The 22,694-nt window shown below is 71.6% G+C and carries 23 protein-coding genes; 11 read left to right on the top strand and 12 right to left on the bottom strand.

Features of this window, described 5'->3' with window-relative positions:
- The first annotated feature begins 7 nt into the window (after positions 1 to 7).
- The 8 genes from VGX25_RS15735 (at position 8) to VGX25_RS15700 (ending at position 8,374) form a co-directional block, all read left to right on the top strand.
- On the top strand, positions 8 to 1,624 hold the full coding sequence (locus tag VGX25_RS15735; RefSeq protein ID WP_326918530.1) for a glucose-6-phosphate isomerase: 1,617 nt from the start codon (positions 8 to 10) through the stop codon (positions 1,622 to 1,624).
- A gap of 5 nt (positions 1,625 to 1,629) precedes the next feature.
- A complete protein-coding gene (zwf, locus tag VGX25_RS15730; protein WP_326918529.1) occupies positions 1,630 to 3,150 on the top strand; it encodes a glucose-6-phosphate dehydrogenase in 1,521 nt (506 codons plus the stop codon).
- Positions 3,147 to 4,118, top strand: a complete 972-nt coding sequence (gene opcA / locus VGX25_RS15725) for a glucose-6-phosphate dehydrogenase assembly protein OpcA (RefSeq protein WP_326918528.1) — start codon at positions 3,147 to 3,149, stop codon at positions 4,116 to 4,118. The genes zwf and opcA overlap by 4 nt, the downstream gene beginning before the upstream one ends.
- Positions 4,115 to 4,894 (top strand): 6-phosphogluconolactonase, encoded by a 780-nt coding sequence (gene pgl, locus VGX25_RS15720; RefSeq protein ID WP_326918527.1) that lies wholly within the window; start codon positions 4,115 to 4,117, stop codon positions 4,892 to 4,894. The genes opcA and pgl overlap by 4 nt, the downstream gene beginning before the upstream one ends.
- Before the next feature lie 405 nt (positions 4,895 to 5,299).
- Complete coding sequence (locus tag VGX25_RS15715; protein ID WP_326918526.1) at positions 5,300 to 5,596, top strand: hypothetical protein; 297 nt, start codon at positions 5,300 to 5,302, stop codon at positions 5,594 to 5,596.
- Positions 5,597 to 5,603: 7 nt separating this feature from the next.
- Positions 5,604 to 6,605, top strand: coding sequence for a WXG100 family type VII secretion target (locus tag VGX25_RS15710; protein WP_326918525.1), 1,002 nt, complete (start codon positions 5,604 to 5,606; stop codon positions 6,603 to 6,605).
- Positions 6,606 to 6,607: 2 nt separating this feature from the next.
- A complete protein-coding gene (locus VGX25_RS15705) occupies positions 6,608 to 7,207 on the top strand; it encodes a DUF3558 family protein (protein ID WP_326918548.1) in 600 nt (199 codons plus the stop codon).
- A 138-nt stretch (positions 7,208 to 7,345) separates the two neighbouring features.
- Positions 7,346 to 8,374, top strand: a complete 1,029-nt coding sequence (locus VGX25_RS15700) for a PQQ-dependent sugar dehydrogenase (protein WP_326918524.1) — start codon at positions 7,346 to 7,348, stop codon at positions 8,372 to 8,374.
- Here the strand turns inward: VGX25_RS15700 and pabB are convergent.
- Complete coding sequence (gene pabB, locus VGX25_RS15695; protein ID WP_326918523.1) at positions 8,361 to 9,821, bottom strand: aminodeoxychorismate synthase component I; 1,461 nt, start codon at positions 9,819 to 9,821, stop codon at positions 8,361 to 8,363. The genes VGX25_RS15700 and pabB overlap by 14 nt on opposite strands.
- A 292-nt stretch (positions 9,822 to 10,113) precedes the next feature.
- Between pabB and VGX25_RS15690 the strand changes: the two genes are divergently transcribed.
- Positions 10,114 to 11,232 (top strand): sensor histidine kinase, encoded by a 1,119-nt coding sequence (locus VGX25_RS15690; protein WP_414635828.1) that lies wholly within the window; start codon positions 10,114 to 10,116, stop codon positions 11,230 to 11,232.
- Between the two features lie 69 nt (positions 11,233 to 11,301).
- On the opposite strand, the gene VGX25_RS15685 is transcribed toward VGX25_RS15690, so the two are convergent.
- The 11 genes from VGX25_RS15685 to VGX25_RS15635 all read right to left on the bottom strand — a co-directional run bounded on the left by VGX25_RS15685 (position 11,302) and on the right by VGX25_RS15635 (position 21,638).
- Positions 11,302 to 11,646, bottom strand: coding sequence for an RNA polymerase-binding protein RbpA (locus tag VGX25_RS15685; RefSeq protein ID WP_326918521.1), 345 nt, complete (start codon positions 11,644 to 11,646; stop codon positions 11,302 to 11,304).
- Between the two features lie 35 nt (positions 11,647 to 11,681).
- The gene (gene secG, locus VGX25_RS15680) at positions 11,682 to 11,915 is read right to left on the bottom strand and encodes a preprotein translocase subunit SecG (RefSeq protein ID WP_326918520.1); all 234 of its coding nucleotides are present in this window, start codon (positions 11,913 to 11,915) and stop codon (positions 11,682 to 11,684) included.
- Positions 11,916 to 12,132: 217 nt separating this feature from the next.
- Positions 12,133 to 12,915: a triose-phosphate isomerase gene (gene tpiA / locus VGX25_RS15675; RefSeq protein ID WP_326918519.1), complete on the bottom strand. Its 783-nt coding sequence runs from the start codon at positions 12,913 to 12,915 to the stop codon at positions 12,133 to 12,135.
- Complete coding sequence (locus VGX25_RS15670; protein WP_326918518.1) at positions 12,912 to 14,156, bottom strand: phosphoglycerate kinase; 1,245 nt, start codon at positions 14,154 to 14,156, stop codon at positions 12,912 to 12,914. The genes tpiA and VGX25_RS15670 overlap by 4 nt, the downstream gene beginning before the upstream one ends.
- A 178-nt stretch (positions 14,157 to 14,334) precedes the next feature.
- Positions 14,335 to 15,339, bottom strand: a complete 1,005-nt coding sequence (gap, locus tag VGX25_RS15665) for a type I glyceraldehyde-3-phosphate dehydrogenase (RefSeq protein WP_326918517.1) — start codon at positions 15,337 to 15,339, stop codon at positions 14,335 to 14,337.
- Positions 15,340 to 15,820: 481 nt separating this feature from the next.
- Positions 15,821 to 16,807: a DNA-binding protein WhiA gene (whiA, locus tag VGX25_RS15660; protein WP_326918516.1), complete on the bottom strand. Its 987-nt coding sequence runs from the start codon at positions 16,805 to 16,807 to the stop codon at positions 15,821 to 15,823.
- A 64-nt stretch (positions 16,808 to 16,871) separates the two neighbouring features.
- Positions 16,872 to 17,837 (bottom strand): uridine diphosphate-N-acetylglucosamine-binding protein YvcK, encoded by a 966-nt coding sequence (locus VGX25_RS15655; protein WP_326918547.1) that lies wholly within the window; start codon positions 17,835 to 17,837, stop codon positions 16,872 to 16,874.
- A 104-nt stretch (positions 17,838 to 17,941) separates the two neighbouring features.
- Positions 17,942 to 18,799 (bottom strand): RNase adapter RapZ, encoded by an 858-nt coding sequence (gene rapZ / locus VGX25_RS15650; RefSeq protein ID WP_326918546.1) that lies wholly within the window; start codon positions 18,797 to 18,799, stop codon positions 17,942 to 17,944.
- 62 nt (positions 18,800 to 18,861) lie between these two features.
- Entirely contained in the window at positions 18,862 to 20,811 is a 1,950-nt protein-coding gene (gene uvrC, locus VGX25_RS15645) for an excinuclease ABC subunit UvrC (RefSeq protein ID WP_326918515.1), read from the bottom strand.
- Between the two features lie 43 nt (positions 20,812 to 20,854).
- Positions 20,855 to 21,046 carry a hypothetical protein gene (locus tag VGX25_RS15640; protein WP_326918514.1) on the bottom strand — a complete coding sequence of 64 codons (192 nt, stop codon included), beginning with the start codon at positions 21,044 to 21,046 and terminating at the stop codon, positions 20,855 to 20,857.
- A gap of 118 nt (positions 21,047 to 21,164) precedes the next feature.
- Positions 21,165 to 21,638: a Rieske (2Fe-2S) protein gene (locus VGX25_RS15635; RefSeq protein ID WP_326918513.1), complete on the bottom strand. Its 474-nt coding sequence runs from the start codon at positions 21,636 to 21,638 to the stop codon at positions 21,165 to 21,167.
- Positions 21,639 to 21,797: 159 nt separating this feature from the next.
- Between VGX25_RS15635 and VGX25_RS15630 the strand changes: the two genes are divergently transcribed.
- Together VGX25_RS15630 and VGX25_RS15625 are read left to right on the top strand one after the other, a co-directional pair.
- A complete protein-coding gene (locus VGX25_RS15630; RefSeq protein WP_326918512.1) occupies positions 21,798 to 22,214 on the top strand; it encodes a hypothetical protein in 417 nt (138 codons plus the stop codon).
- The gene (locus VGX25_RS15625; protein WP_326918511.1) at positions 22,211 to 22,411 is read left to right on the top strand and encodes a DUF6186 family protein; all 201 of its coding nucleotides are present in this window, start codon (positions 22,211 to 22,213) and stop codon (positions 22,409 to 22,411) included. The genes VGX25_RS15630 and VGX25_RS15625 overlap by 4 nt, the downstream gene beginning before the upstream one ends.
- Positions 22,412 to 22,694: the final 283 nt, after the last annotated feature.

Here is a 22,694-nt window from a genome sequence, read left to right as displayed (position 1 = left end):
GCCGCCGATGGCAGATGACCCCGACGAGATCGCGGTGACGGTAGTCGACGAGCGGCTGGCCGAGGAGGCCGCTCCGCTCGTCGAGCAGCTGGTCGCCGAGCGCGTCGCGACGCAGCTGACCGCACAGGACCCCACGCTGTGGGGGCAGGACGCCGAGTCCGAGGCGGCGATCCGGTTGGCCTGGACCACTCTGCACGAGACGTCCCGCCCGCTGCTCGCCGAGATCGACGCGCTGCGGGCGGAGCTGCGGGGCGAGGGCATCGACCGGGTCGTGCTGGCCGGCATGGGCGGCTCGTCACTGGCCCCGGAGGTGATCACCAGCACCGCCGGCGTGCCGCTGGTCGTGCTGGACACCACCGATCCCGGCCAGGTGGACGACGCGCTGGCCGGCGACCTGAGTCGCACGGTGCTGGTGGTGTCGTCCAAGTCGGGCTCCACGGTGGAGACCGACAGCCACCGGCGGATCTTCGAGAAAGCCTTCAGCGCCAACGGAATCGACGCCGCCTCGCGGATCGTCGTGGTCACCGACCCCGGCTCGCCGCTGGACACGCTGTCCACCGAGGCCGGTTACCGCAAGGTGTTCCGGGCCGACCCGAACGTCGGCGGCCGCTACTCGGCGCTCACCGCGTTTGGGCTGGTGCCGGCCGGGCTTGCCGGAGCCGACGTGGCCGCGCTGCTGGACGAGGCCGCGGCGGCCGCCCGGCTGCTCTCCGTCGACGGCAAGGAGAACCCGGCGCTGGTGCTGGCCTCGGTGCTGGGCGCGGCGCACGCGCGCGGCGCGGAGAAGGTCGTGCTGGCCGACACCGGCTCCGGGATCGCCGGGTTCGGCGACTGGGCCGAGCAGCTGATCGCCGAGTCCACCGGCAAGAACGGCACCGGGCTGCTGCCGGTCGTCGTCGAGAGCCCGGACGCGCCGGGCTTCGCCGACGCCGGCGACGACGCGACCGCGGTCGCGATCGGCCCGCCGGACGCCTCGTCGAGGCTGGCCACCGAGGGCTCGCTCGGCGGCCTGATCCTGTTGTGGGAGTACGCCACCGCGATCTCCGGCCGGCTGCTCGCGATCAACCCGTTCGACCAGCCGGACGTCGAGGCCGCCAAGCAGGCCGCACGGGCGCTGCTGGACGCGCCGACCGCGGACGCCGGCGAACCGTCGCTTGTGGACGGACCGGTCGAGGTGTACGGCGAGCTGCCGGCCGGGGCCGGCACGCTCGCCGATGCGCTGCGGGCGTTCGCGGCCGGCGCGCCGGAGAGCGGCTACATCTCCGTGCAGGCCTACCTTGACCGGCTGGCCGACGCGTCGGCCGTGGTGCTGCGTCCCGAGCTGGCCCGTCGCACCGGCCGGCAGGTCACGTTCGGCTGGGGGCCGCGGTTCCTGCACTCCACCGGGCAGTACCACAAGGGCGGCCACCAGAACGGCGTGTTCCTGCAGCTGACCGGCGCGGTCGAGAAGGATCTCGAGGTGCCGGAGCGGCCGTACACCCTGGGGACGCTGCAGCGGGCGCAGGCGCTCGGCGACGGGCAGGTGCTCGCCGAGCGCGGCCGGCCGGTGCTGCGGTTGCACCTGACCGATCGGATCGCCGGGCTGGCCCACGTCGCCCGGGCGCTCGAGGGACTGGAGCGGTGAGTCGCATGTGGACAAATCCGTTGCGCGACGAGCGGGACAAGCGGCTGCCGAGGATCGCCGGGCCGTGCGGGCTGGTGATCTTCGGGGTGACCGGTGACCTGTCCCGCAAGAAGCTCATGCCGGCCATCTACGACCTGGCCAACCGGGGCCTGCTGCCGCCGGGTTTCGCGCTGGTCGGGTTCGCCCGGCGGGACTGGGCCGACCAGGACTTCGGTCAGGTCGTGCACGACTCGGTCAAGAAGTACGCGCGCACCCCGTTCCGGGAGTCGGTGTGGGACCGGCTGGCCGAGGGGATCCGGTTCGTCCAGGGCACCTTCGACGACGACAACGCGTTCGACAACCTGGCCAAGACGATCGAGGACCTGGACGAGGTCCGCGGCACGGGCGGCAACCACGCCTTCTACCTGTCCATCCCGCCCGGCGCGTTTCCCGTGGTGTGCAAGCAGCTCGCCCGCGCCGGGCTGTCGCAGCCGCAGAACGGGCAGTGGCGCCGGGTGGTGATCGAGAAGCCGTTCGGCCACGACCTGAAGAGCGCCCGCGAGCTCAACGAGATCGTCAACGACGTCTTCCCCGAGGAGTCGGTGTTCCGCATCGACCACTACCTCGGCAAGGAGACCGTGCAGAACATCCTGGCGCTGCGGTTCGCCAACCAGCTGTACGAGCCGATCTGGAACTCGCACTACGTCGACCACGTGCAGATCACGATGGCCGAGGACATCGGTCTCGGCGGCCGGGCCGGCTACTACGACGGCATCGGCGCGGCCCGCGACGTGATCCAGAACCACCTGCTGCAGCTGCTCGCGCTGACCGCGATGGAGGAGCCGATCTCCTTCCGCCCCAAGGCGTTGCGCACCGAGAAGATCAAGGTGCTTGAAGCCACCACGGCGGTCGGGCCGTTCGCCGAGACCACCGCCCGCGGCCAGTACTCCGGCGGCTGGCAGGGCGGGCAGAAGGTGCCGGGGCTGCTCGAGGAGGAGGGCTTCGCCAAGGACTCGATCACCGAGACCTACGCCGCGATCACCCTGGGCATCGACACCCGGCGCTGGGCCGGGGTCCCGTTCTACCTGCGCACCGGCAAGCGGCTCGGCCGGCGGGTCACCGAGATCGCCGTGGTGTTCAAGCGCGCCCCGCACCTGCCGTTCGACGACACCGCCACCGAGGAGCTCGGGCAGAACGCGCTGGTCATCCGGGTGCAACCGGACGAGGGCGTGACGATGCGGTTCGGCTCCAAGGTCCCGGGCAACATGATGGAGGTCCGGGACGTCTCGATGGACTTCAGCTACGGCCACGCGTTCACCGAGTCCTCCCCCGAGGCCTACGAGCGGCTCATTCTCGACGTGCTGCTCGGCGAGCCGTCGCTGTTCCCCAACAGCGACGAGGTGGAGCTGTCCTGGAAGATTCTCGAACCCGTGCTGAAGTACTGGGCCAGCCACGGCCGCCCGGAGCCGTACCCCGCCGGCACCTGGGGCCCGGAGTCGGCCAACGACATGCTCGCCCGCACCGGCCGGCACTGGAGGCGTCCATGATCATCGACCTGCCCTCGACGACCACGTCGCAGGTCAACAGCAAGCTCGTGCAGCTGCGCGAGCAGGGTGGCGTGAACGCGCTCGGCCGGGTGCTCACCCTGGTCATCGCCATGGAGGACGACGAGCGCACCGAGGAGATCATCGACGCGGCCAACCGGGCCAGCCGCGAGCACCCGTGCCGGGTGATCGTGGTGGCCCGCGGCGCCCGGCGCGCCGCGCCCCGCCTCGACGCGCAGATCCGCGTCGGCGGCGACGCGGGCGCCAGCGAGGTGATCGTGCTGCGGCTGTACGGCCCGCTGTCCGACCAGGGCGCGAGCTGCGTGGTACCGCTGCTGCTGCCGGACGCCCCGGTCGTCGCCTGGTGGCCGTTCGACGCGCCCGCCGTGCCGTCGGAGGACCCGATCGGCAAGCTCGCCCAGCGCCGGATCACCGACGCCGCCGCGGAGCGCAACCCGATCCGCGCGCTGGAAAGCCGCAGCAAGTCCTACACCGACGGCGACACCGACCTGGCCTGGACCCGCCTCACCCAGTGGCGCGCGGTCCTGGCCGCCGCCCTCGACCTCCCGCCGCACGAGAAGGTGGTCGCCGCGTCGGTGACCGGCGACGCCAACTCCCCGTCGGCCGACCTGCTCGCCGGCTGGCTCGCCGCCCGGCTCAAGGTGCCGGTCCGGCGCGGCAAGGACACCGACTGCCAGGGCATCACGGCCGTCGAGCTGGAGCGCCGGTCCGGCAGCGTGGAGTTGCGCCGCCCGGACGGCCGCGTCGGCACGCTCACCCAACCCGGGCAGCCGCCGCGCCGCGTCGCCCTGCAACGCCGCCCGCTCGCCGACTGCCTTGCCGAGGAGCTGCGCAGGCTGGACCCCGACGAGATCTACGAGGACGCCCTCGGCAACCTCGACCAGGTCGTCCGCGGCCGGGTCCCGAGCAAGCCGAACACCGCGAAGGTCCGGGCGAAGGCCGGGACATGACCACCCCGCAGGTCGTCGTCTACCCGAACGCGCACCTGCTCGCCCACGCCACCGCCGCCCGCCTGGTCACCAGGCTGGTCGACGCGCAGGCCGCGCGCGGCTCGGCGTCACTGGTGGTCACCGGCGGCGGCACGGGAATCTCCGTGCTCGAGCAGCTGCGTGCGGCGCCGGCCCGGGACGCCATCGACTGGTCCCGGGTCGACCTGTACTGGGGCGACGAGCGCTTCCTGCCGTCCGGCCATCCGGAGCGCAACGAGACGCAGGCCCGCGCCGCCCTGCTCGACCATGTGCCGGTCGCCGCCGACCGGGTCCATCCCATGCCGCCGTCCGACGGCGAGCTCGGGAACAACCCGGAGGCCGCGGCCGAGGCCTACGCGGCGGTGCTTGCGGCCGCCGCCCGCCCGGAGGACCACGGCCCGGTCCCGAGTTTCGACGTCTGCCTGCTCGGGGTCGGCGGCGAGGGCCACGTGGCGTCGATCTTCCCCGCCTCCCCCGCGGTCTACGAGACGGAGCGCACCGTCGTGGCCGTGCACGGCTCGCCCAAGCCGCCGCCCACCCGGATCACCCTCACCCTCCCGGCGATCCGCCGCGCCACCGAGGTCTGGTTGATCACCACCGGCCCCACCAAGGCCGCCGCGGTCGCGATGGCTCTCGGCGCCGCCGGGGAGATCCAGGTCCCCGCCGCCGGCGCCCGCGGCCAGCGCCGCACCCTCTGGCTCCTCGACAAACCCGCCGCGGCCAAGCTTTCCGGCGTCTTCACCCCTCCCCTGGCCTAGCGGTGTTTTCCAGCCCGGGCAAGGCCGCCGGTCGCTGTGTTTTCTAGCCCGGGCAAGGCCGCCGGTCGCCTTCGGCGAGCGGCCGGGGGTTGGGTTGGGTGGGTGGGTGCGGGCCGGTGTGGGGGGTTGGGTTTCTTGGGTGGTGGGCTGACGACGCCTGCGGGCAGGGGCTCGTTCCTCGCCCCTGCCCTGGTCGTCGTGTGGCGGCCGCCCTCGCCAAAGATCGGCGACCTCAGCGCACTTCGAAACACGCGCTAGATCCATTGCCGCGGCGGCAAAATCTCGTCCATTCGGGTTAACTGCAACTTGCAGCCATAGGCACGGAACGTTGCCCTCCGTACGCTCGTCGTACTCGGCGGCCCGGGACCCACCCCCGGGTGCATCGCACTGAGGGGAGCGATTCGCGTGCCAGTACCCAGCCGGGGTTTCGAGCTCGATCTCACCGACCTCGAACCCGTGGCGCACTCCGTCCTGCCCGACCTGGCGACCGGGCTCAGGAAGTCCATCGCGACCATCCTGACCTACGACTCGGTGGCGGGACCGGGCCGGTTCGACCCGGTATACCGGGTGGAGGGCGCATACCAGGCATTCGCCGACCTGATCGGAGATCGCCTGGCCGTCGGCTGCGACCGGATCGACGCCACCGCGCGCGCCTTGCGCGAGGTGATCGCCCTTTACCGCCGAGCAGACGGCCAGGGGTGAGGCCGCGATGGCAGACTGGAAGACCAACGAAGATCTCGCATTGATCGCCCACCGGCTCGGCACCGCCGTGGTGGCAATGTACGAGAAAGGCGGATTCCCGATCTCCGTCCCCGCCTACCCCGGCGGCGCCCCAACCCCCGACGCCCGCCAGACATTCGTCAACTCCTTCGTCGAAGACGCCGAGGACTTCATGTCCCTCGAGCCCCGGAAGATCTACGACGAATATGCCCGGATGGAGCAGGAAGGCTCGGCACTGCGCGATCTCGGATCGACCCAGGGCGGCGCCCTCGAGAACGCCAACGCAAGGCTCGCGGCGAACTGGCACGGCGACGCGGCGGAAGCTTTCGCCGCCCAGATGTTCCACATTCAGCGATTCATCGACCAGCAGCGGGACCGGACCCTCCAGGCCGCGCAGGCCATGGGCACGCTCTACCGGCTTGCGATCGAGGCCAGGCGCAGCTATCACAACCTCGCCGAGGCCACGATCGTCGCGTGCGAGAAGGAGATGGCCGACCAGGACGACCGCGACACCAAGGCGCAGGTCGGCATGCTCGGCGAGCTCGTCAAAACCGGCGTCAACCTGTTCGACGTCAAGAAGGTGGGGGAACTCGTCGGGAAGGGCATCGACAATTTCACCGAAATGGGTGTGACGATGGTGGACATCGCCCTGGACGGGAGCGAGGCCCCGGCGGTGGTCGAGAGTTACATCCGTGGCCGCAACGAGTTGCGCGAGTCGTTCGACAGCGGCTTGACCGAGCTCACGAAATGGATCAAGCTGCAGGACTCCCTCTATCGCGAGGAGCCGATGCCGATCCTGGAGCCGTTGCCCGCGTATCTGGACATCTCCGGTCCGGACTTCCGCTACGACAGGTTCGAGCACGAGGATCGCCCCCCGGACAGCTATGGACCACGGGTCGAGCAGGAGCGCGCGGAGATCGCCGAGGAGGAACGCACGGCCGGCGACAGCGAGATCGGCCGCAGGCTGGGCGGCGACAAGGGTCCGGTGTGATCATGCCGAAGCGCCGGGGATCGCGCGCCCGTCTGGCAACACGGCTCGCCTGCTCGGTCCTGCTCACCCTCGCGGCGGCCTGCACGACCGACAACCCACCACCACCGCCAACCACCACCACGTCCAGCACCACGACGCCGCGGCCGACCGTCGCCCCGCCGGTGACGAGGACACTGGATCTGACACCCGTGTGGGACAGCCCTTGCGGGCCGGTCAGCCAGGAGCTGCTTGACAGCATGGGCCTGAGAGACCGCGGTGGCATACATGGAGATCGCGTCGACACCGTGGCCTGCATCTGGTACGAGCCGCGGGGCAGCCTGCAACTGGATGTCAGCTTCGAGCGCAGGGACAGCCTTGGCCGCGCATATCTGGACAGCAACCGTCCGGAGACCGGGGTGTTTCTGCCAACCACCGTCGTCGGTCAGCCCGCCGTGGTGATGGGCGTTGCCCCTGGCGCGAAGGGCCTGTGCCGGGTGGTGGTCGGCCTGGGGCCCGAGCAAGGAGCGATTGTCACGGTCAGCGATGGGAACGCGCAGGGCCGCGACTCGTGCGACGAGGCGCGCGCAGCGTCCGAGCAGGTCGTGCGGTATCTGGGTGGGTGAGGGTCACTTCCTCTTAGGGGTGTTGCCTGTGGGTGATGGGGTGGTGACGATCGGGTAGCGGTCGGCGCTATCACCCTGCTTGCGCGGCCGTAGAGAGGGATCGACGTGCGCACAACACCCTTTGCACTTGCCACAGTCATGGTCGCGGCGTTTGCCGTGCTGTCGCCGGCGGCGGCGGAGCCGGTGGGCAGCCTCGCCGTGCCGCCGACGCCGCGGGTGGCCAGCACTGTCGCCACGAACCTCGCGGTGCCGTGGGGTCTGGCGTTTCTGCCGGACGGGTCGGCGCTGGTGTCGGAGCGGAACACCGCGCGGATCAAGCGGATCGCCGGCGGCACGGTCACGGTGATCGGAACCGTTCCCGGGGTTCGGACCGGCGGGGAGGGCGGCCTGCTCGGCATCGCGGTGGGGCCGAACTTCGCCACCGACCGCTTGGTGTACGCGTATCACACCGCGTCGGGCGACAACCGCGTGGTGCGGATGCGGTTCGACACTGCGCTCGGCACCCCGCAGGTGATCATCTCCGGCATCCCGCGGGCGAGCATCCACAACGGCGGCCGGCTGGCGTTCGGGCCGGACGGAATGCTCTACGTGTCCACCGGCGACGCCAGCAACACCGGCAACGCGCAGAGCATGTCGTCGCTGGGCGGCAAGATCCTGCGGGTCACGCCGACCGGCGCGGCCGCGCCCGGCAACCCGTTCAACTCGCGCGTCTACAGCCTCGGTCACCGCAACGTCCAGGGCCTGGCGTTCGACAGCGCCGGCCGCCTCTGGGCCGGCGAGTTCGGCCAGAACACCCTCGACGAGCTCAACCTGATCCGGGCCGGCGGCAACTACGGCTGGCCGGTCTGCGAGGGACGGTGCAACGACTCGCGGTTCGTCAACCCGATCACGCAGTGGTCGACCGCGCAGGCGTCGCCGTCCGGGATCGCGTTCAACCGCAACACCGTCTGGCTCGCCGCGCTGCGCGGGCAGCGGCTGTGGGCGGTGCCGGTGCTCAACGGCGCCCAGGACGGCAACCCGGTCGCGTTCCTCAACGGCACGTTCGGCCGGCTGCGCACCGTGTCCACCGCTCCGGACGGATCGCTGTGGCTGATCACGAGCAACACCGACGGCCGCGGCACCCCGCGCCAGGGCGACGACCGGATCGTCCGCCTCACGTTCGGGTAGGCGCGTCGCGCCCCGGGAAGGCCACCCCGAGCAGGTTGAGCACGGGGGTGGCCTTCACCGCGGTCTCCTCGAACTCGGCGGCCGGGTCGGAGGAGGCGATGATCGCGCCGCCGACGCCGAAGGTGGCACTGCCGGCGCGTGCCACGAGGGTGCGGATGACGATGCTCAGGTCCACCGCGCCGGACAGGGAGAAGTAGCCGATCGCGCCGGAGTAGACGCCGCGCGGGCCGGCCTCCAGCTCGTCGATGATCTGCATGGTGCGGATCTTCGGCGCTCCGGTCATCGAGCCGCCGGGGAACGCGGCGCGCACGCAGGCGACCGGCGAAACGCCCGGGGCCAGCCGCGCCCGGATCGTGCTGACCAGCTGGTGCACGGTGGCGTAGGTCTCCACCTCGAAGATCCGCGGCACCTCGACGGAGCCGACCTCGGCGCACGACCCCAGGTCGTTGCGCACCAGGTCGACGATCATGAGGTTCTCCGCGCGGTCCTTCTCGCTGGCGGCCAGGTCCCGGCGGAGCCGCCGGTCCTCCTCCGGCGTCGCGCCGCGCGGCCGGGTGCCCTTGATCGGGCGCGACTCCACCTCGCCGGCCGCGGAGATCGACAGGAACCGCTCCGGCGAGGTGCTGAGCACGGACAGCTCGCCGAGCCGCAGCAGCGCGCCGAACGGGGCGGGGCTGATGCGGCGCAGGTACCGGTAGGCCGCAACGGGGTCGAGCGCGGCGTCCACGGTCACCTCGTTGGTCAGGCAGATCTCGTAGGACTCGCCCCGCTCGATCGCGGTCAGGCAATCCGCGATCATCTTCAGGTACGAATCACGATCGTGCCGCAGCCGGATGTCGCACCCACCCGTCCGGGGGGCTGCCGGTTCACTCGGTGGCTCGCCCACCAGCTCACCCAGCCGTGCCTCGGTCTCGTCGAGCCAGCGGTGCGTGGCGGCGTCGCCGGCGGCGGGCGCCAACGCGAGCAGGTACACCTCGCCGGTGTCGTGATCGAACACCACCGCACGGTCGACGAAGATCAGGAAGGCGTCCGGGTCGGGCGAGCGGTGCGCCAGGTCCCCGTCGCACTCGGCCTTCAGCTCGTAGCCCAGGTAGCCCACCCAGCCCAGCGTGAACCCGAACGGCAGGGCGGGCGTATCCACGATATGGAAAGCAAGATCCCTTTCCAGCCAGTCGAAGAAGCCCGAGCTGATCGTCTCGACCCCGGCCGCCGACGCCACCCGGACCTCCCCCGCCCACACGTCGGCGCGGGCGACCCTGGCCAGCGGGCCGGACGCGTCGCCGAGGATCGAGAACCGGCCGTTGTCGGCGCTGTCCAACCAGAACGCGTGGTCGCGGTCGCGGTACCGGGCCTCGAACGCCCGTTCGGCGCTGACCGGCAGGTCGAGCCGGCGCACCAGGAGGCGACGGCATCGCCGCTGATCATCGGTCTCGGTTTGCTGTCGCACACTTTCCTGCCGTCCGCCGTCCCACCTGCGCCATTACCCAGTCTTCCCCAGTGACGAGCAACATGGAGGCTGATCAGTGTCGCAGCGCCCGCGCCAGCCGGCCGAGTATCGCCGACAGGCTCGCACCCACGAGGAACTGCCGAAGCAACGGACGGATGCCGGCGAGGGTCCTACCGGTCCCCCCGGCCCGGACAGGGGAGGGACCGCCCTGGTCGCACACACGCTCACCACGAACGACGGCCAGACCGACGCCGGCCCCGCGTCCGGCGCCGCCCGCACCCCGTTCCCGGCCGTGCGGCAGCTGATCGGGTGGTTCCGGGCGAGCGCCGTCGCCCGCGGCATCGCCTCCGACATACTCCTCGTCGCGATCGCGGTCGCCGACGTCTGGCTGGTCTTCCCGAGCAAGGCGCAGACCTACAACGTCGTGCTGTCCTTCGTCGCCTGCGCGGGCGTGCTGATCCGGCGCAAGTGGCCGTTCCTGGCCGTGCTGGTCACGGTGCCCGGCTTCGTCGCCGGCTGGGCCACGGTCGCCTCGATCATCACGCTGGCCACCCTGGCCAAGCGCCGCCAGATGCACTGGCTCACCTGGATCGGCACGGCGCTGGTGTTCACCGGCGGGTACGTGCTGTGGCCGCTCGAGGACTACTTCGAGCTGACCTGGCGCGGGCATTTCAACCGGGCGATCGACGGGTTGATCTATGCGGGCGGGTCGATGGCGGTCGGCCTGCTGATCGCGATGCGGCAGGAGCTGACCGCCCGGATCGCGCAGGTGGCGGCCAGCCGCAGCCGGGAGATCAAGCTGCGCGAGCAGACCGTGCGCGCGGCGGAGCGGGCCCGGCTGGCCAGGGAGATGCACGACGTGGTGTCCCACCAGGTCACGCTGATCGCGATGCAGGCCGGGGCGCTGCAGATGTCGGCCACCGACGAGGAGGCCCGCAAGGCCGCGACCACGATCCGGGAGCTGTCCACGCACACCCTCGAGGAGCTGCGCAACCTGGTCGGCGTGCTGCGCTCGGGCACCGAGGACGAGACGCAGCCCGGCCTCGACGAGCTGAACTCGCTGACCAGCGAGTTCGACATGCCGGTGACCGTGGCGATGGAGGGCGTGCCGGAGCACCTACCGGCCCGCGTGTCGCAGGCCGCGTACCGCACCGTCCAGGAGGCGCTGACCAACGTGCGCAAGCACGCGGTCGGGGCGGGCGCCTCGGTCCGCGTGGTCGGCGGGCCGGACACCCTGCTGGTGGAGGTGCGCAACGACCGGCCGCGGATGCGCCCGTCCGGCCTGCCCTCCGGCGGGCACGGGCTGCTCGGGCTGCGCGAGCGGACCGGGCTGCTGGGCGGCACGTTCCACGCCGGCCCGACGCCCGACGGCGGCTTCCGGGTCGAGGCCACCTACCCCCTGGCGACCTGACCGGGCGCACGGCACACGAAGGGTGGGGTGGGCTCCGCCTACGGGGCCCACCCGCCGGTTTGCTGGTTCCTAGTTGTCGCCCCGCTGGGCCCGCAGCTTGGCCAGGGCTTCGGCCAGGATGGCCTCGCCGTCGGCGTCCGAGCGGCGCTCCTTGACGTAGGCCAGGTGCGTCTTGTAGGGCTCGTTGCGCGGCGCGTCCGGTGGATCGTCCTGGTTGCGGCCGGCGGGCAGCCCGCATCTCGGGCAGTCCCAGGATTCCGGCTCCTCCGCATCCAGCGCGAACGACGGACGCGACTCGTGCCCGTTGGCACACCAGTACGACACCCTGCGCCGCGGGGCCGACTCACCCCGCTCCGATTCGCCCATTGGCCCAGCACCGACCCGGGTACCCCGAATCGCGTTACCACCGGCCATAGAGATTCACACCCCCACAATCTGGTTCACGGCACTCAAATGACCTTGATCAGCAGACCGAGGCCGATGACGCAGATGAGCCAAATCGCGCCAACGAAGAGGGTCGCGCGGTCGAGGTTCTTCTCGGCGACGCTCGACCCGGACAGGCTCGACTGCATCCCGCCGCCGAACAGCGAGGACAGCCCACCGCCCCGGCCACGGTGCAGCAGCACCAGCAGGATCAGCAGCAAGCTGGTGATGATCAGACCAATCTGCAGGGCAAGAACCATGTTCATCCTCGCTGTTGGGTGCCGAAGCAGTCGAAGTCACAGGTTACTCGGTGGCCCCGGGCCGGTTCGACCAAAGGTGCGTGTTTCACTGATTTCACGCCAGTGGGGGCTGCCGGCCTGGCGAGGGTGGGCCACAGGCCCGCCCGAGTGGCCGGCGATACGCAGGACCGTCGAAGCCGACACCGCATGGTGGTGGTCGAAGCCCTCACCCTGAGTGTCACAGCGGGCCCCCGGCGGCCAGCGCGCAGAGCTTGGCGAAGTCGTCGCCGTCCAGGCTGGCCCCGCCCACGAGGGCGCCGTCGATGTCGGTCTGAGCGACGAGGTCGGCGATGTTGTTGGACTTGACCGACCCGCCGTACAGGATGCGGATCCCGTCGGCGAGCGCCGGGTCGTAGAGCGCGCCGAGCTGGGCGCGCAGCGCGGCGCAGACCTCCTGGGCGTCGGCGGGGGTGGCCACCCGGCCGGTGCCGATCGCCCACACCGGCTCGTAGGCGATCACGACCTTGGCCGCCGCCTCGGCGGGCAGCCCGGCGAGCGCGGCGGTCAGCTGGGCGTTGCAGTGCTCGACGTGGGTGCCCTGCTCGCGTACCTCGATCTTCTCGCCGACGCACAGGATCGGCGTGAGCTCGTGCTTGAGCGCCGCCCGCACCTTGGCGGCCACCAGCTCGTCGTCCTCGCCGTGGTACTCGCGGCGCTCGGAGTGGCCGACGACGACGTAGCTGCAGCCGAGCCGGGCCAGCATCATCCCGGAGACGTCCCCGGTGTAGGCGCCGGAGTCGTGCGGCGACAGGTCCTGCGCGCCGAAGCGCAGCAGCATCTTCTCGCCCTCCACCACGCTGCCCACGCTGCGGATCGAGGTGAACGGCGGCAGCAGCGCCACCTCGACCTTCGCGAAGTACTTCTCCGGCAGGGAGAACGCCAGCTTCTGGGTCAGGTGGACGGCCTCACGGTGGTCGAGGTTCATCTTCCAGTTGCCGGCGATCAGCGGCAGCCGGGTCATCGCGCCTCCAAGACACTGACGCCGGGAAGTTCCTTGCCCTCGACGAGCTCCAGCGAGGCGCCGCCGCCGGTGGAGATGTGCGAGAACCCGTCCTCCGGCAGCCCGAGCTGACGGACCGCGGCGGCCGAATCGCCGCCGCCCACCACGCTGAACGCGGCCGAGGCGGCGATCACCTCGGCCACTCCCCTGGTCCCCGCGGCGAACGGGGCCAGCTCGAACACGCCCATCGGGCCGTTCCAGAACAGCGTGGCCGCGCCGGTGATCGGCGCGGCGAACGCCCGCACGCTGTCCGGGCCGATGTCCAGGCCCTTCCAGCCGTCCGGGATCTCCGCCGCGGGCACGATCCGGGTGCTCGCCTCGGCGGAGACGTCCTCGGCGATCACGACGTCCAGCGGCAGCAGGATCTTGGCGGTGGGGGTGGGTCCCGCCCCCTGCCCGCCGCAGGCGGGTGGGGGCGGGGACGACACAGCCTCGCCGAGCAGCCGCTTACAGGTGTCGATCATGTCCGGCTCGAGCAGCGAGTCGCCCACCCCGTGGCCCTGCGCGGCCAGGAACGTGAAGCACATGCCGCCGCCGACGAGCAGCCGGTCCACCTTGGGCAGCAGCGCCTCGATCACCGCGAGCTTGTCGGACACCTTGGACCCGCCGAGCACGACCACGTAGGGCCGCTCCGGGTCGCCGGTCAGCCGGCGCAGCACGGTCAGCTCGGCGAGCACCAGGTCCCCGGCGTAGGCCGGCAGCCGGGCGGCCACGTCGTACACGCTGGCCTGCTTGCGGTGCACCACGCCGAACCCGTCGGAGACGAACGCGTCGGCGAAGGCGGCGAGCTCGTCGGCCAGCGCCCCGCGCTCGGCGTCGTCCTTGCTGGTCTCCCGCGGGTCGAAGCGCACGTTCTCCAGCAGCGCCACGCCGCCGGCCGGCAGAGCGTCCACTGTGGACTTGGCAGACGAGCCGGTGACGTCGGCGGCCAGCGGCACCCCCATGCCGAGCAGCTCGCCGAGCCGGGCGGCGACCGGCGCCAGCGAGTACCTCGGGTCCGGCGCGCCCTTGGGCCGGCCGAGGTGGGCGGTGACCACCACCCGGGCGCCGGCCCCGGTGAGCTTGCGGATCGTGGGCACGGACGCGCGCACCCGGCCGTCGTCGGTGATCGTCTCACCCTCGAGCGGCACGTTGAGGTCGGCGCGGACCAGCACCCGCCGTCCCTCGACGCCCTCGGCGAGCAGGTCGTCCAGAGTCTTCACTGCATTCCTCGCGACATTGCGCGCCGATGCAATCGCTCCGGCAGGGCTCGAATCGACCAGCCAGTCCTCAGACTGTCAACGGGCCGCCCTGCCACCGCGATCGCGTGCCTGCGGCGGGGGGCGCGCTCGTGGGTCGCCTCGGGTGCCGCGAGTCCCGTTGTGAACATTGCGGCCGGCTCTACAGCTTGGATCCGACGAGGACGGTCAGGTCGGCGAGCCGGTTGGAGTAGCCCCACTCGTTGTCGTACCAGCCGTACACCTTGACCTGGTTGCCGATCACCTTGGTCAGCGGGGCGTCGTAGATGCACGAGGCCGGGTCGCCCACGATGTCGGCGGAGACGATTGGTTCGTCGCTGTACCGCAGGATTCCCTTGAGCGCGCCCTCGGCGGCCGCCCGGTACGCGGCGTTGACCTCGTCCACGGTGGTGTCCCTGGCCAGCGTGACGGTGAGGTCGGTGATCGAGCCGTCCGGCACCGGCACCCGCAGCGCGTACCCGTCGAGCTTTCCGTTCAGCTCCGGCAGCACGAGGCCGATGGCCTTGGCGGCGCCGGTCGAGGTCGGCACGACGCTCAGCGCCGCCGCCCGTGCGCGGCGCAGGTCCTTGTGCGGGCCGTCCTGAAGGTTCTGGTCCTGGGTGTAGGCGTGGATCGTGGTCATCAGGCCACGCTCGATGGTGAACTCGTCGTGCAGCACCTTTGCCAAGGGCGCCAAGCAGTTCGTGGTGCACGAGGCGTTCGAGATGATCGTCTGCGAGCCGTCGAAGGCCGCGTCGTTGGCGCCGAGCACCACGGTGAGGTCCTCGCCCTTGGCCGGCGCGGAGATGATCACTTTCTTGGCGCCGCCCTCGTCGACGTGCTTGCGCGCGTCGTCGGCCTTGGTGAAGAACCCGGTGGACTCGATCACCACGTCGACCCCGAGGTCCTTCCACGGCAGCTTGCCGGGGTCGCGCTCGGCGAAGCCCTTGATCGTCTTGCCGTCGACCTCGATGCCGTCGGCGTTGACCTTGATGTCGTACGGTAGCCGGCCGAACACGCTGTCGTATTTCAGCAGGTGAGCCATGGTGGGCACGTCGCCAAGATCGTTGAAGGCGACGATGTCGATGTCGTGGCCGCCGGCCTTGACCGCGCGCCAGAAGTTGCGACCGATGCGGCCGAAGCCGTTGACCCCTACCCGAACCGTCACGGTACGTCTCCTCGTGCGTCTACTGGCCCATTCCCAGTCACCCTAGCGCCCACGCTCACCCCGAGCTCAAGCCGCGCTAGCCAGGCAACTGTATCGAATCAGGCCATCCGCCGATCGAGTCAGGCCATAGCCCGCCCAGAGACCCGGTTCGCGCCTGCCAACCGCACCTCAGGGGACCGTGACGGCGCCCAGCCACAATCAACCCGACAACCGCACCATCGGCTGGAACGCGACAACCGCATAAAAATCCCCGGAGAGGCGGAACGGCACAGAACCCGCCCGACCCCCAACAGCCGAGCGGGTTCCGCCCCCCAACTACCTCATCCACTTCGTACGCCGGTAAGGAGCGAACGCCCCTCGTCCCGCTGCCCCTTACCGGCTCCCCCCACACGTACATGAGCGGGCCGCCGGCGGTCAGATACAGCGGGCGGACGAGATTTTCGCCCGTCGGTGCGGATCCGGGTGCCCGAAAGGGAGGGGCTCAGACTTCGGCCTCGAGCATCTCCGGGGTCACGGCCGACTCGGTGTCGGGCACGCCCATCTCCTTGGCGCGCTTGTCGGCCATGGCCAGCAGGCGGCGGATCCGGCCGGCGACGGCGTCCTTGGTCATCGGGGGCTCGGACAGCTGGCCCAGCTCCTCGAGGGACGCCTGGCGGTTGGCCAGGCGCAGCTTGCCGGCGGCGGTGAGGTGATCGGGGGCGTCCGGGCCGAGGATCTCCATGGCGCGCTGGACCCTGGCCGCGGCCGCGACCGCGGCGCGGGCGGAGCGGCGCAGGTTGGCGTCGTCGAAGTTGGCCAGGCGGTTGGCGGTGGCGCGGACCTCGCGGCGCATCCGGCGCTCCTCCCAGGCGAGCACGCTGGAGTGCGCGCCGAGGCGGGTGAGCATCGCGCTGATCGCGTCGCCGTCGCGGACCACGACCCGGTCGGCCCCGCGCACCTCGCGGGACTTGGCCTGGATGCTCATCCGGCGGGCGGCCCCGACGAGGGCCAGCGCGGCCTCCGGACCGGGGCAGGTGACCTCGAGGGCGGACGAGCGGCCGGGCTCGGTGAGCGAGCCGTGGGCCAGGAAGGCGCCGCGCCAGGCGGCTTCCGCGTCGCACACGCCGCCGGACACCACCGGCGCGGGCAGGCCGCGGACCGGGCGGCCGCGCGGGTCGAGCAGGCCGGTCTGCCGGGCAAGTCCGTCACCGTCCTTGACCACGCGGACCACGTAGCGGGTGCCCTTGCGCAGGCCGCCCGCGGAGATCACGTGGATGTCCGAGTGGTGGCCGTACAGGTCGTGGATCTCCTTGCGGAGCCTCCTCGCCGCGGCGCCGGTGTCCAGCTCGGCCTCGACGACCACGCGCCCGCCCACGATGTGCAGCCCGCCGGCGAACCGCAACAGGGAGGACACCTCCGCACGCCGGCAACAGGTCTTGGACACGGCCAGCCGGCTCAGCTCGTCCTTGACCGCGGCTGTCATCGCCACGAGGCTCCTCCCTTCCCCAACGCGCGGAGTACATCCCATCACCAACGGACTCCGAGCGCCCCCGTCATGTTCCCCGAACCGCCGCCAAGGCTCGGCGCAGGCTGCCCGCCAGGGCGGCCGGATCGTGCCGTTCGCGCATCCCCTCGGCCACCACCCGATCCAGCCTTGCCTCCGCACCGAGCTCGGTCGCCGCACGTCGGAGCCGGTCCGGTGTGGACACCGAGTCAGCGTCCGCGATCACCGCGTCGACCCTAAGGCGTGGCGCGTGCTCGCACAGCACCTGCAGGTGCCGTTCGGGAGAAAATCCGGCGGTTTCCCCCGGCTGGGGGACCAAGTTGAGCACCACGATGCGTGCCGCGGGCGTGTCGACCAACGCCTCGTGCAGCTCCGGCACCAGCAGGTGCGGCAGCACGCTGGTGAACCAGGAGCCCGGACCGAGCAGCACCACGTCGGCGTCGCGGACCGCGTCGACCGCGGCCGGGCAGGCCTTGGGGACCGAGCCCGGCGCACCCGCGGTATGCAGCCGGATCCGGCGCACCTGGCCCGGTGTGGTGGCGATGGCGACCTGCCCGCGGATCTTGCGCACGGCCGTCCGGTCCTCGTCCAGCCCGATCACGTCGGCCTCGATGTCCAGCGGCTCGGTGCACATGGGCAGCACCCGGCCGCGCACGTTCAGCAGCCGCGCGGCCTCGTCGAGCACGGCCACCGGGTCGCCGAGCACCTCGAGCAGCCCGGCCAGCACCAGGTTGCCGACCGCGTGCCCGGCCAGCGCGCCGGTGCCGCCGAACCGGTGCTGGAACACCGTGCTCCACATCGAACCGCCGTCGCCGGCCAGCGCGGCCAGCGCCTTGCGCAGGTCACCGGGGGGAAGCAGGCCCAGCTCGCGGCGCAGCCGGCCGGACGAGCCGCCGTCGTCGGCGACGGTCACCACGGCCGTCACCCGCTCGGTGATCAGCCGCAGCGCCGACAGCGAGGCGTGCAGCCCACGCCCACCGCCGAGTGCCACCGCCTTGACGGCGTTGGATTCGATGCGAGGGCTCGGGCCCCGAGCCTGTTGGCCGGGCGGCTCGGTTGGCACGGCCGATTCCTCGGGCGGACCTCCGGCCCACCCTCGATCATCGTGAGCCCTCGCGGTCATTCGCGCCCTAGGTCGCGGTGCACGACCTTGACGGCCATACCGTCCTCATCGGACAGTCGGCGGGCCAGCTCCTCGGAGATGGCCACGCTGCGGTGCTTCCCGCCGGTGCAGCCGATCGCGAGGGTCAGGTACCGCTTGCCCTCGCGCCGGTAGCCGGCGCCGATCAGCCGCAGCAGCTCGTGGTAGCGGTCAAGGAACTCCTCGGCGCCCTCCTGGGACAGCACGTAGTTGCGCACGTCGGCGTCCTTGCCGGTGAGGTCCTTCAGCTCCGGGATCCAGAACGGGTTCGGCAGGAAGCGCAGGTCCATCACCAGGTCGGCGTCCATCGGGATGCCGTACTTGTAGCCGAACGACAGCACGGTGACCCGGGTGCTCGCGGTGGCGTCCGAGCCGAACGCGTCCTCGATCTTGGCGCGCAGCTGGTGCACGGACAGCGTGCTGGTGTCCAGGATCAGGTCGGCCTCCTCGCGCAGCGGGGTGAGCAGGTCCCGCTCGGCCTTGATCCCGTCGATCAGCCGGCCGTCCCCCTGCAGCGGGTGACCCCGCCGGACCGCCTCGAACCGCCGGACCAGCACGTCCTCGGTGGCCTCCAGGAACAGCACGCGCGGCTTGTACCCCCTGGCGTCCAGGTCCTTGATGATCGCCGCGAGATCGTCGGTGAACGCGCGGCTGCGCACGTCCATCACGACGGCGACCTTGGTGACCGCGCCGCGGGCCTGCGCGCCGAGCTCGACCATCGTGGAGATCAGCTCCGGCGGCAGGTTGTCCACCACGAACCAGCCGAGGTCCTCGAGGCACTTGGCCGCGGTGCTGCGACCGGCCCCCGACAGCCCGGTCACGACGGCGACCTCCACGCCCGAGCTGGGCGCGCTCGCGGCGGCGGTGTCGCCGCCGGACTTCGACTCCGGGTCCTCGGTCAACTCTCCATCCCCTCGTTGCTGTTCTTCCCGGCCGGCGCGAGCGCGGCGTGCACGGCCTGCGCGGTGTGGGCGCCGATGCCCGGAGCGCCGCTGATCTCCTCGACGCTCGCCTCACGCAGTCGCTTCAGCGAGCCGAAATGCTTCAGCAGGGCGGACTTCCTGGTCTGCCCGAGACCAGGGATGCCGTCCAGCGCGGACGTCGTCATCCGCTTGGAGCGGCGCTGCCGGTGGTAGCTGACGGCGAACCGGTGCGCCTCGTCGCGGATGCGTTGCAGCAGGTAGAGCGCCTCGCTGGTGCGCGGGAGAATCACCGGCTCGGGCTCGGCCGGCAACCATACCTCCTCCAGCCGCTTGGCCAGGCCGATCACCGCCACGTCGTGCACACCCAGCCCGGCCAGCACGTCGGCGGCCGCGTTGGCCTGCGGGCCGGCGCCGTCCACCACGAGCAGGTTCGGCGGGTAGGCGAACTTGCGCGGCCGGCCCGTTTCGGGATCGACGGCCGGCTTCGGGCCGCCGCCATTGTCGCTGTCGTTGAGGTAGCGGTGGAAACGCCGGCGGACCACCTCGGCGATCGACGCCACGTCGCCCTCGGTGGCGGCCTCCCGGACCGCGAACCGGCGGTACTCGGACTTGCGGGCCAGGGCGTCCTCGAACACCACCAGCGAGGCCACCACGTCGCTGCCCTGGATGTGGCTGATGTCGATGCACTCGATCCGCAGCGGCGCGGTGTCCAGGCCCAGCGCGTCCTGCAGTTCCTGCAGCGCCGCGGACCGGGCCGTCAGGTCGCCCGCCCGGCGCAGCTTGTGCTGGGCGAAGGCCTCCTTCGCGTTGCGCTCCACGGTGTCCATCAGCGCGCGCTTGTCGCCGCGCTGCGGGATCCGGACCAGCACCCGCGAGCCGCGCAGCCGGCACAGCCACTCGGCGATCGGCTCGAGGTCGTCGGGCAGCTCGGGCACCAGGATCTCGCGCGGCACCCCGCTGCCGGCCTCGCCCGCTGCGGCGTACTCGGCCTGGTCGCCGTAGAACTGCGTGAGGAACTGGGTGACCAGGCCCGCGGTGCCGGTGGCCTCCACCTTGTCGATCACCCAGCCACGCTGCCCGCGGACCCGCCCGCCGCGCACGTGGAACACCTGGACCGCCGCCTCGAGCTCGTCCTGGGCGAACGCGACCACGTCGGCGTCGGTGCCCGAGCCGAGCACCACCGCCTGCTTCTCCATCGCCCGGCGCAGCGCCCCCAGGTCGTCGCGCAGCCGGGCGGCCCGCTCGAACTCCAGCGCGGCCGACGCCTTGGCCATCTCCCGCTCGAGGCGGCGCATCATCAGGTCGGTGCGGCCGGCCAGGAAGTCGCAGAAGTCCTCGACGATGGCCCGGTGCTCGTCGGCGGACACCCGGCCGACGCACGGCGCCGAGCACTTGCCGATGTAGCCGAGCAGGCAGGGCCGGCCGATCTGCCCGTGCCGCTTGAACACCCCGGCCGAGCAGGTGCGCGCCGGGAACACCCGCAGCAGCAGGTCGAGGGTCTCGCGGATGGCCCAGGCGTGCGCGTACGGGCCGAAGTAGCGCACGCCCCTGCGCCGGGGGCCGCGGTAGACGTGCAGCCGGGGGAACTCCTCATTGAGCGTCACGGCGAGCACCGGGTACGACTTGTCGTCGCGGTACCGGACGTTGAACCGCGGGTCGAACTCCTTGATCCAGTTGTACTCCAGCTGCAGCGCCTCGACCTCGGTGGACACCACGGTCCACTCCACGGCGGCCGCGGTGGTCACCATCTGGCGAGTGCGCGGGTGCACCAGCGTGAGGTCGGCGAAGTAGGAGTTCAGCCGGCTGCGCAGGCTCTTGGCCTTGCCGACGTAGATCACCCGGCCAGTGCTGTCCCGGAACTTGTACACCCCGGGCGCGTCCGGAATCGTGCCGGGCGACGGACGGTAGGTGGACGGATCGGCCACACCCGCAAGCCTACGGCTGGGGGCCGTCAGGCCTGCGGGCTGTTCAGCTGACCGGCTGGGCGGGGACCGTCGGGTGGGCGAGCCGCTCGCCGAGCTCGTCGAGGGCCGCGTTCATCAAGCGCTCGTGCCAGGCGATGCGGACGCTGTGGTCCTCGAGGCGGGCCTGCTGAAGGTCGAGCCAGGACCTATGAATCTCCCGCTCGAGATCGTGATTGGAGATCGGGCGACGGCGCATGGCTCACCTCCGGGAGGTGCTTGGGTGGCTCGGCCACCGCGCCGCCGCGGCGGCCTCGACTCCCATACTCGTCCCGGCCGGTGGAGCGGGGCTGGATAGCCGATGGACGCTCGCTGGGTCAGGCCAGAACCACGCTTCCGCCCTCGACCTTGACCTGCACCTCGGCCAGGTCCGTCTCGGCCGGGCCCTTCTTGACCGCACCGGTGGCGCCGTCGAACTGGCTGCCGTGGTTCGGGCAGGTGATCGTGCCGCCCTGCGGCGGGTCCACCGTGGTGCCCTGGTGCGGGCAGGCCGCGTTGAACGCCTTGACCGTGTCGGCGTCCGGCCGGACCAGCAGCAGCTTGCCGCCGCCGGGCTTGTCCACGACAAGGCCGCCGCCCTCGGGCACGTCGGCGACCGCGGCCAGCGCCTGGCCCCCCGCGCCCCCGCCGCCGGTGCCGCCTCCCCCGGTCGGCGTGCTTCCGCCACCCCCACCCGAGCCCGACCCGCCACACGCGGCGGTCAGCGCCCCCGGCGCCAGCAGCGCCACGACCAGGCCGCACAGCACGTCCCGCCGTGGCCTGGCCTGATCAGTGGTGGGTTCGACAGTCACGCGCGTCCTCCCTTAGGTAGATCGTCACATTCCGTGGGCGCCCGGGAACCGGCATACGCCCAGACGTACGCATCCTGCCCCCGAACGGTTCAACGTCGCCCTTGTCGACAGCGAATCGACACCTGAGTAATGGCCCGGACACATGAGTAATCTGCCCGCGTGGCAGCAGAGCCGGTCGGTACGACACGGGTGAACCTCTGGCTGCGGGTGGCGCTGGTGGCCGGCGCGGTGGGGCTGGCCGCGCTCGGGGCGAGCTTCCGGACGCACAGCTGGCCGTCGACCATCACCGTGCTGATCTCCACGGTGGTGCTCCTCGTGCTGGCGATCCGCCGGCCGCCGGCAAGCCTCGGGCACACCCCGCGGCTGCGGCGCGGCCTGATCCTGTGGTCGGTGCTGCTCGCGGCGGCGCTGGCCTGGGAGGCGTACGCGTTCGTCCGGCAGCCCGACTGGAGCCGGCCGAGCTACGACCACCCGACCATCTCCACCCTGCTCGACCCGATCCTCGAGCAGGGACCGCTGCGGATCGTGGGCTGGCTGGTCTGGCTCGGCGCCGGCTGGCGGCTGGTGACCCGATGACCGACCGGACGATCATCATTCTGGGCTTCGCCGCCCTTGCGCTCCTCATCCTCGCCGCGGTGGTGGCGTCGCACCTCCGCCGCGACCGGCTGGCCACCATCTCCGAGACGGTCGCCCACCTCACCCGCACCCGCTCAGCGAAGATCATCGCGGTGCTGATCTGGGCCTGGCTCGGCTGGCACTTCCTGGCCCGGTAGCTCGAGCAAGATCGCTGTGCGGAAGCGACGGCACCCCGATCCGGCGACTGCATATTCCGGGCACGACGTGTGCCGATGCCCCGGCTCCGCCGGTGGGTCGGGGTGCGCTGACCATCGGGGTCGGGTGGGTGGCGCGCGGCTCGGTGCCCCGTGGTTGGGCGGGCGGTCGCCGGACCCCATCCGCCGGCTCCACGCCAGTTCGCTTCTCAGCCGGAGCCGGCCTCGCGGTGCAGACGGCCAACTCGCGCATGGCAACAACCGTGCGGTCATCGCTCTGCGGAAC

Origin of the sequence: Actinophytocola sp., from assembly GCF_035942955.1 — a bacterium.
Lineage (GTDB): Bacteria > Actinomycetota > Actinomycetes > Mycobacteriales > Pseudonocardiaceae > DASYTH01.
The sequence above is the reverse complement of the archived record's forward strand: the minus strand, read 5'-3'. Positions and strand labels throughout refer to the sequence as shown.

Coding starts and splice junctions, on each gene's coding strand:
- VGX25_RS15685 (WP_326918521.1), bottom strand. CDS start 11,646: ATGGCCGGTGGTAACGCGATTCGGGGTACCCGGGTCGGTGCTGGGCCA.
- VGX25_RS15700 (WP_326918524.1), top strand. CDS start 7,346: ATGGTCGCGGCGTTTGCCGTGCTGTCGCCGGCGGCGGCGGAGCCGGTG.
- zwf (WP_326918529.1), top strand. CDS start 1,630: ATGTGGACAAATCCGTTGCGCGACGAGCGGGACAAGCGGCTGCCGAGG.
- VGX25_RS15625 (WP_326918511.1), top strand. CDS start 22,211: ATGACCGACCGGACGATCATCATTCTGGGCTTCGCCGCCCTTGCGCTC.
- opcA (WP_326918528.1), top strand. CDS start 3,147: ATGATCATCGACCTGCCCTCGACGACCACGTCGCAGGTCAACAGCAAG.
- VGX25_RS15705 (WP_326918548.1), top strand. CDS start 6,608: ATGCCGAAGCGCCGGGGATCGCGCGCCCGTCTGGCAACACGGCTCGCC.
- VGX25_RS15640 (WP_326918514.1), bottom strand. CDS start 21,046: ATGCGCCGTCGCCCGATCTCCAATCACGATCTCGAGCGGGAGATTCAT.
- pgl (WP_326918527.1), top strand. CDS start 4,115: ATGACCACCCCGCAGGTCGTCGTCTACCCGAACGCGCACCTGCTCGCC.
- tpiA (WP_326918519.1), bottom strand. CDS start 12,915: ATGACCCGGCTGCCGCTGATCGCCGGCAACTGGAAGATGAACCTCGAC.
- VGX25_RS15710 (WP_326918525.1), top strand. CDS start 5,604: ATGGCAGACTGGAAGACCAACGAAGATCTCGCATTGATCGCCCACCGG.
- VGX25_RS15735 (WP_326918530.1), top strand. CDS start 8: ATGGCAGATGACCCCGACGAGATCGCGGTGACGGTAGTCGACGAGCGG.
- secG (WP_326918520.1), bottom strand. CDS start 11,915: ATGGTTCTTGCCCTGCAGATTGGTCTGATCATCACCAGCTTGCTGCTG.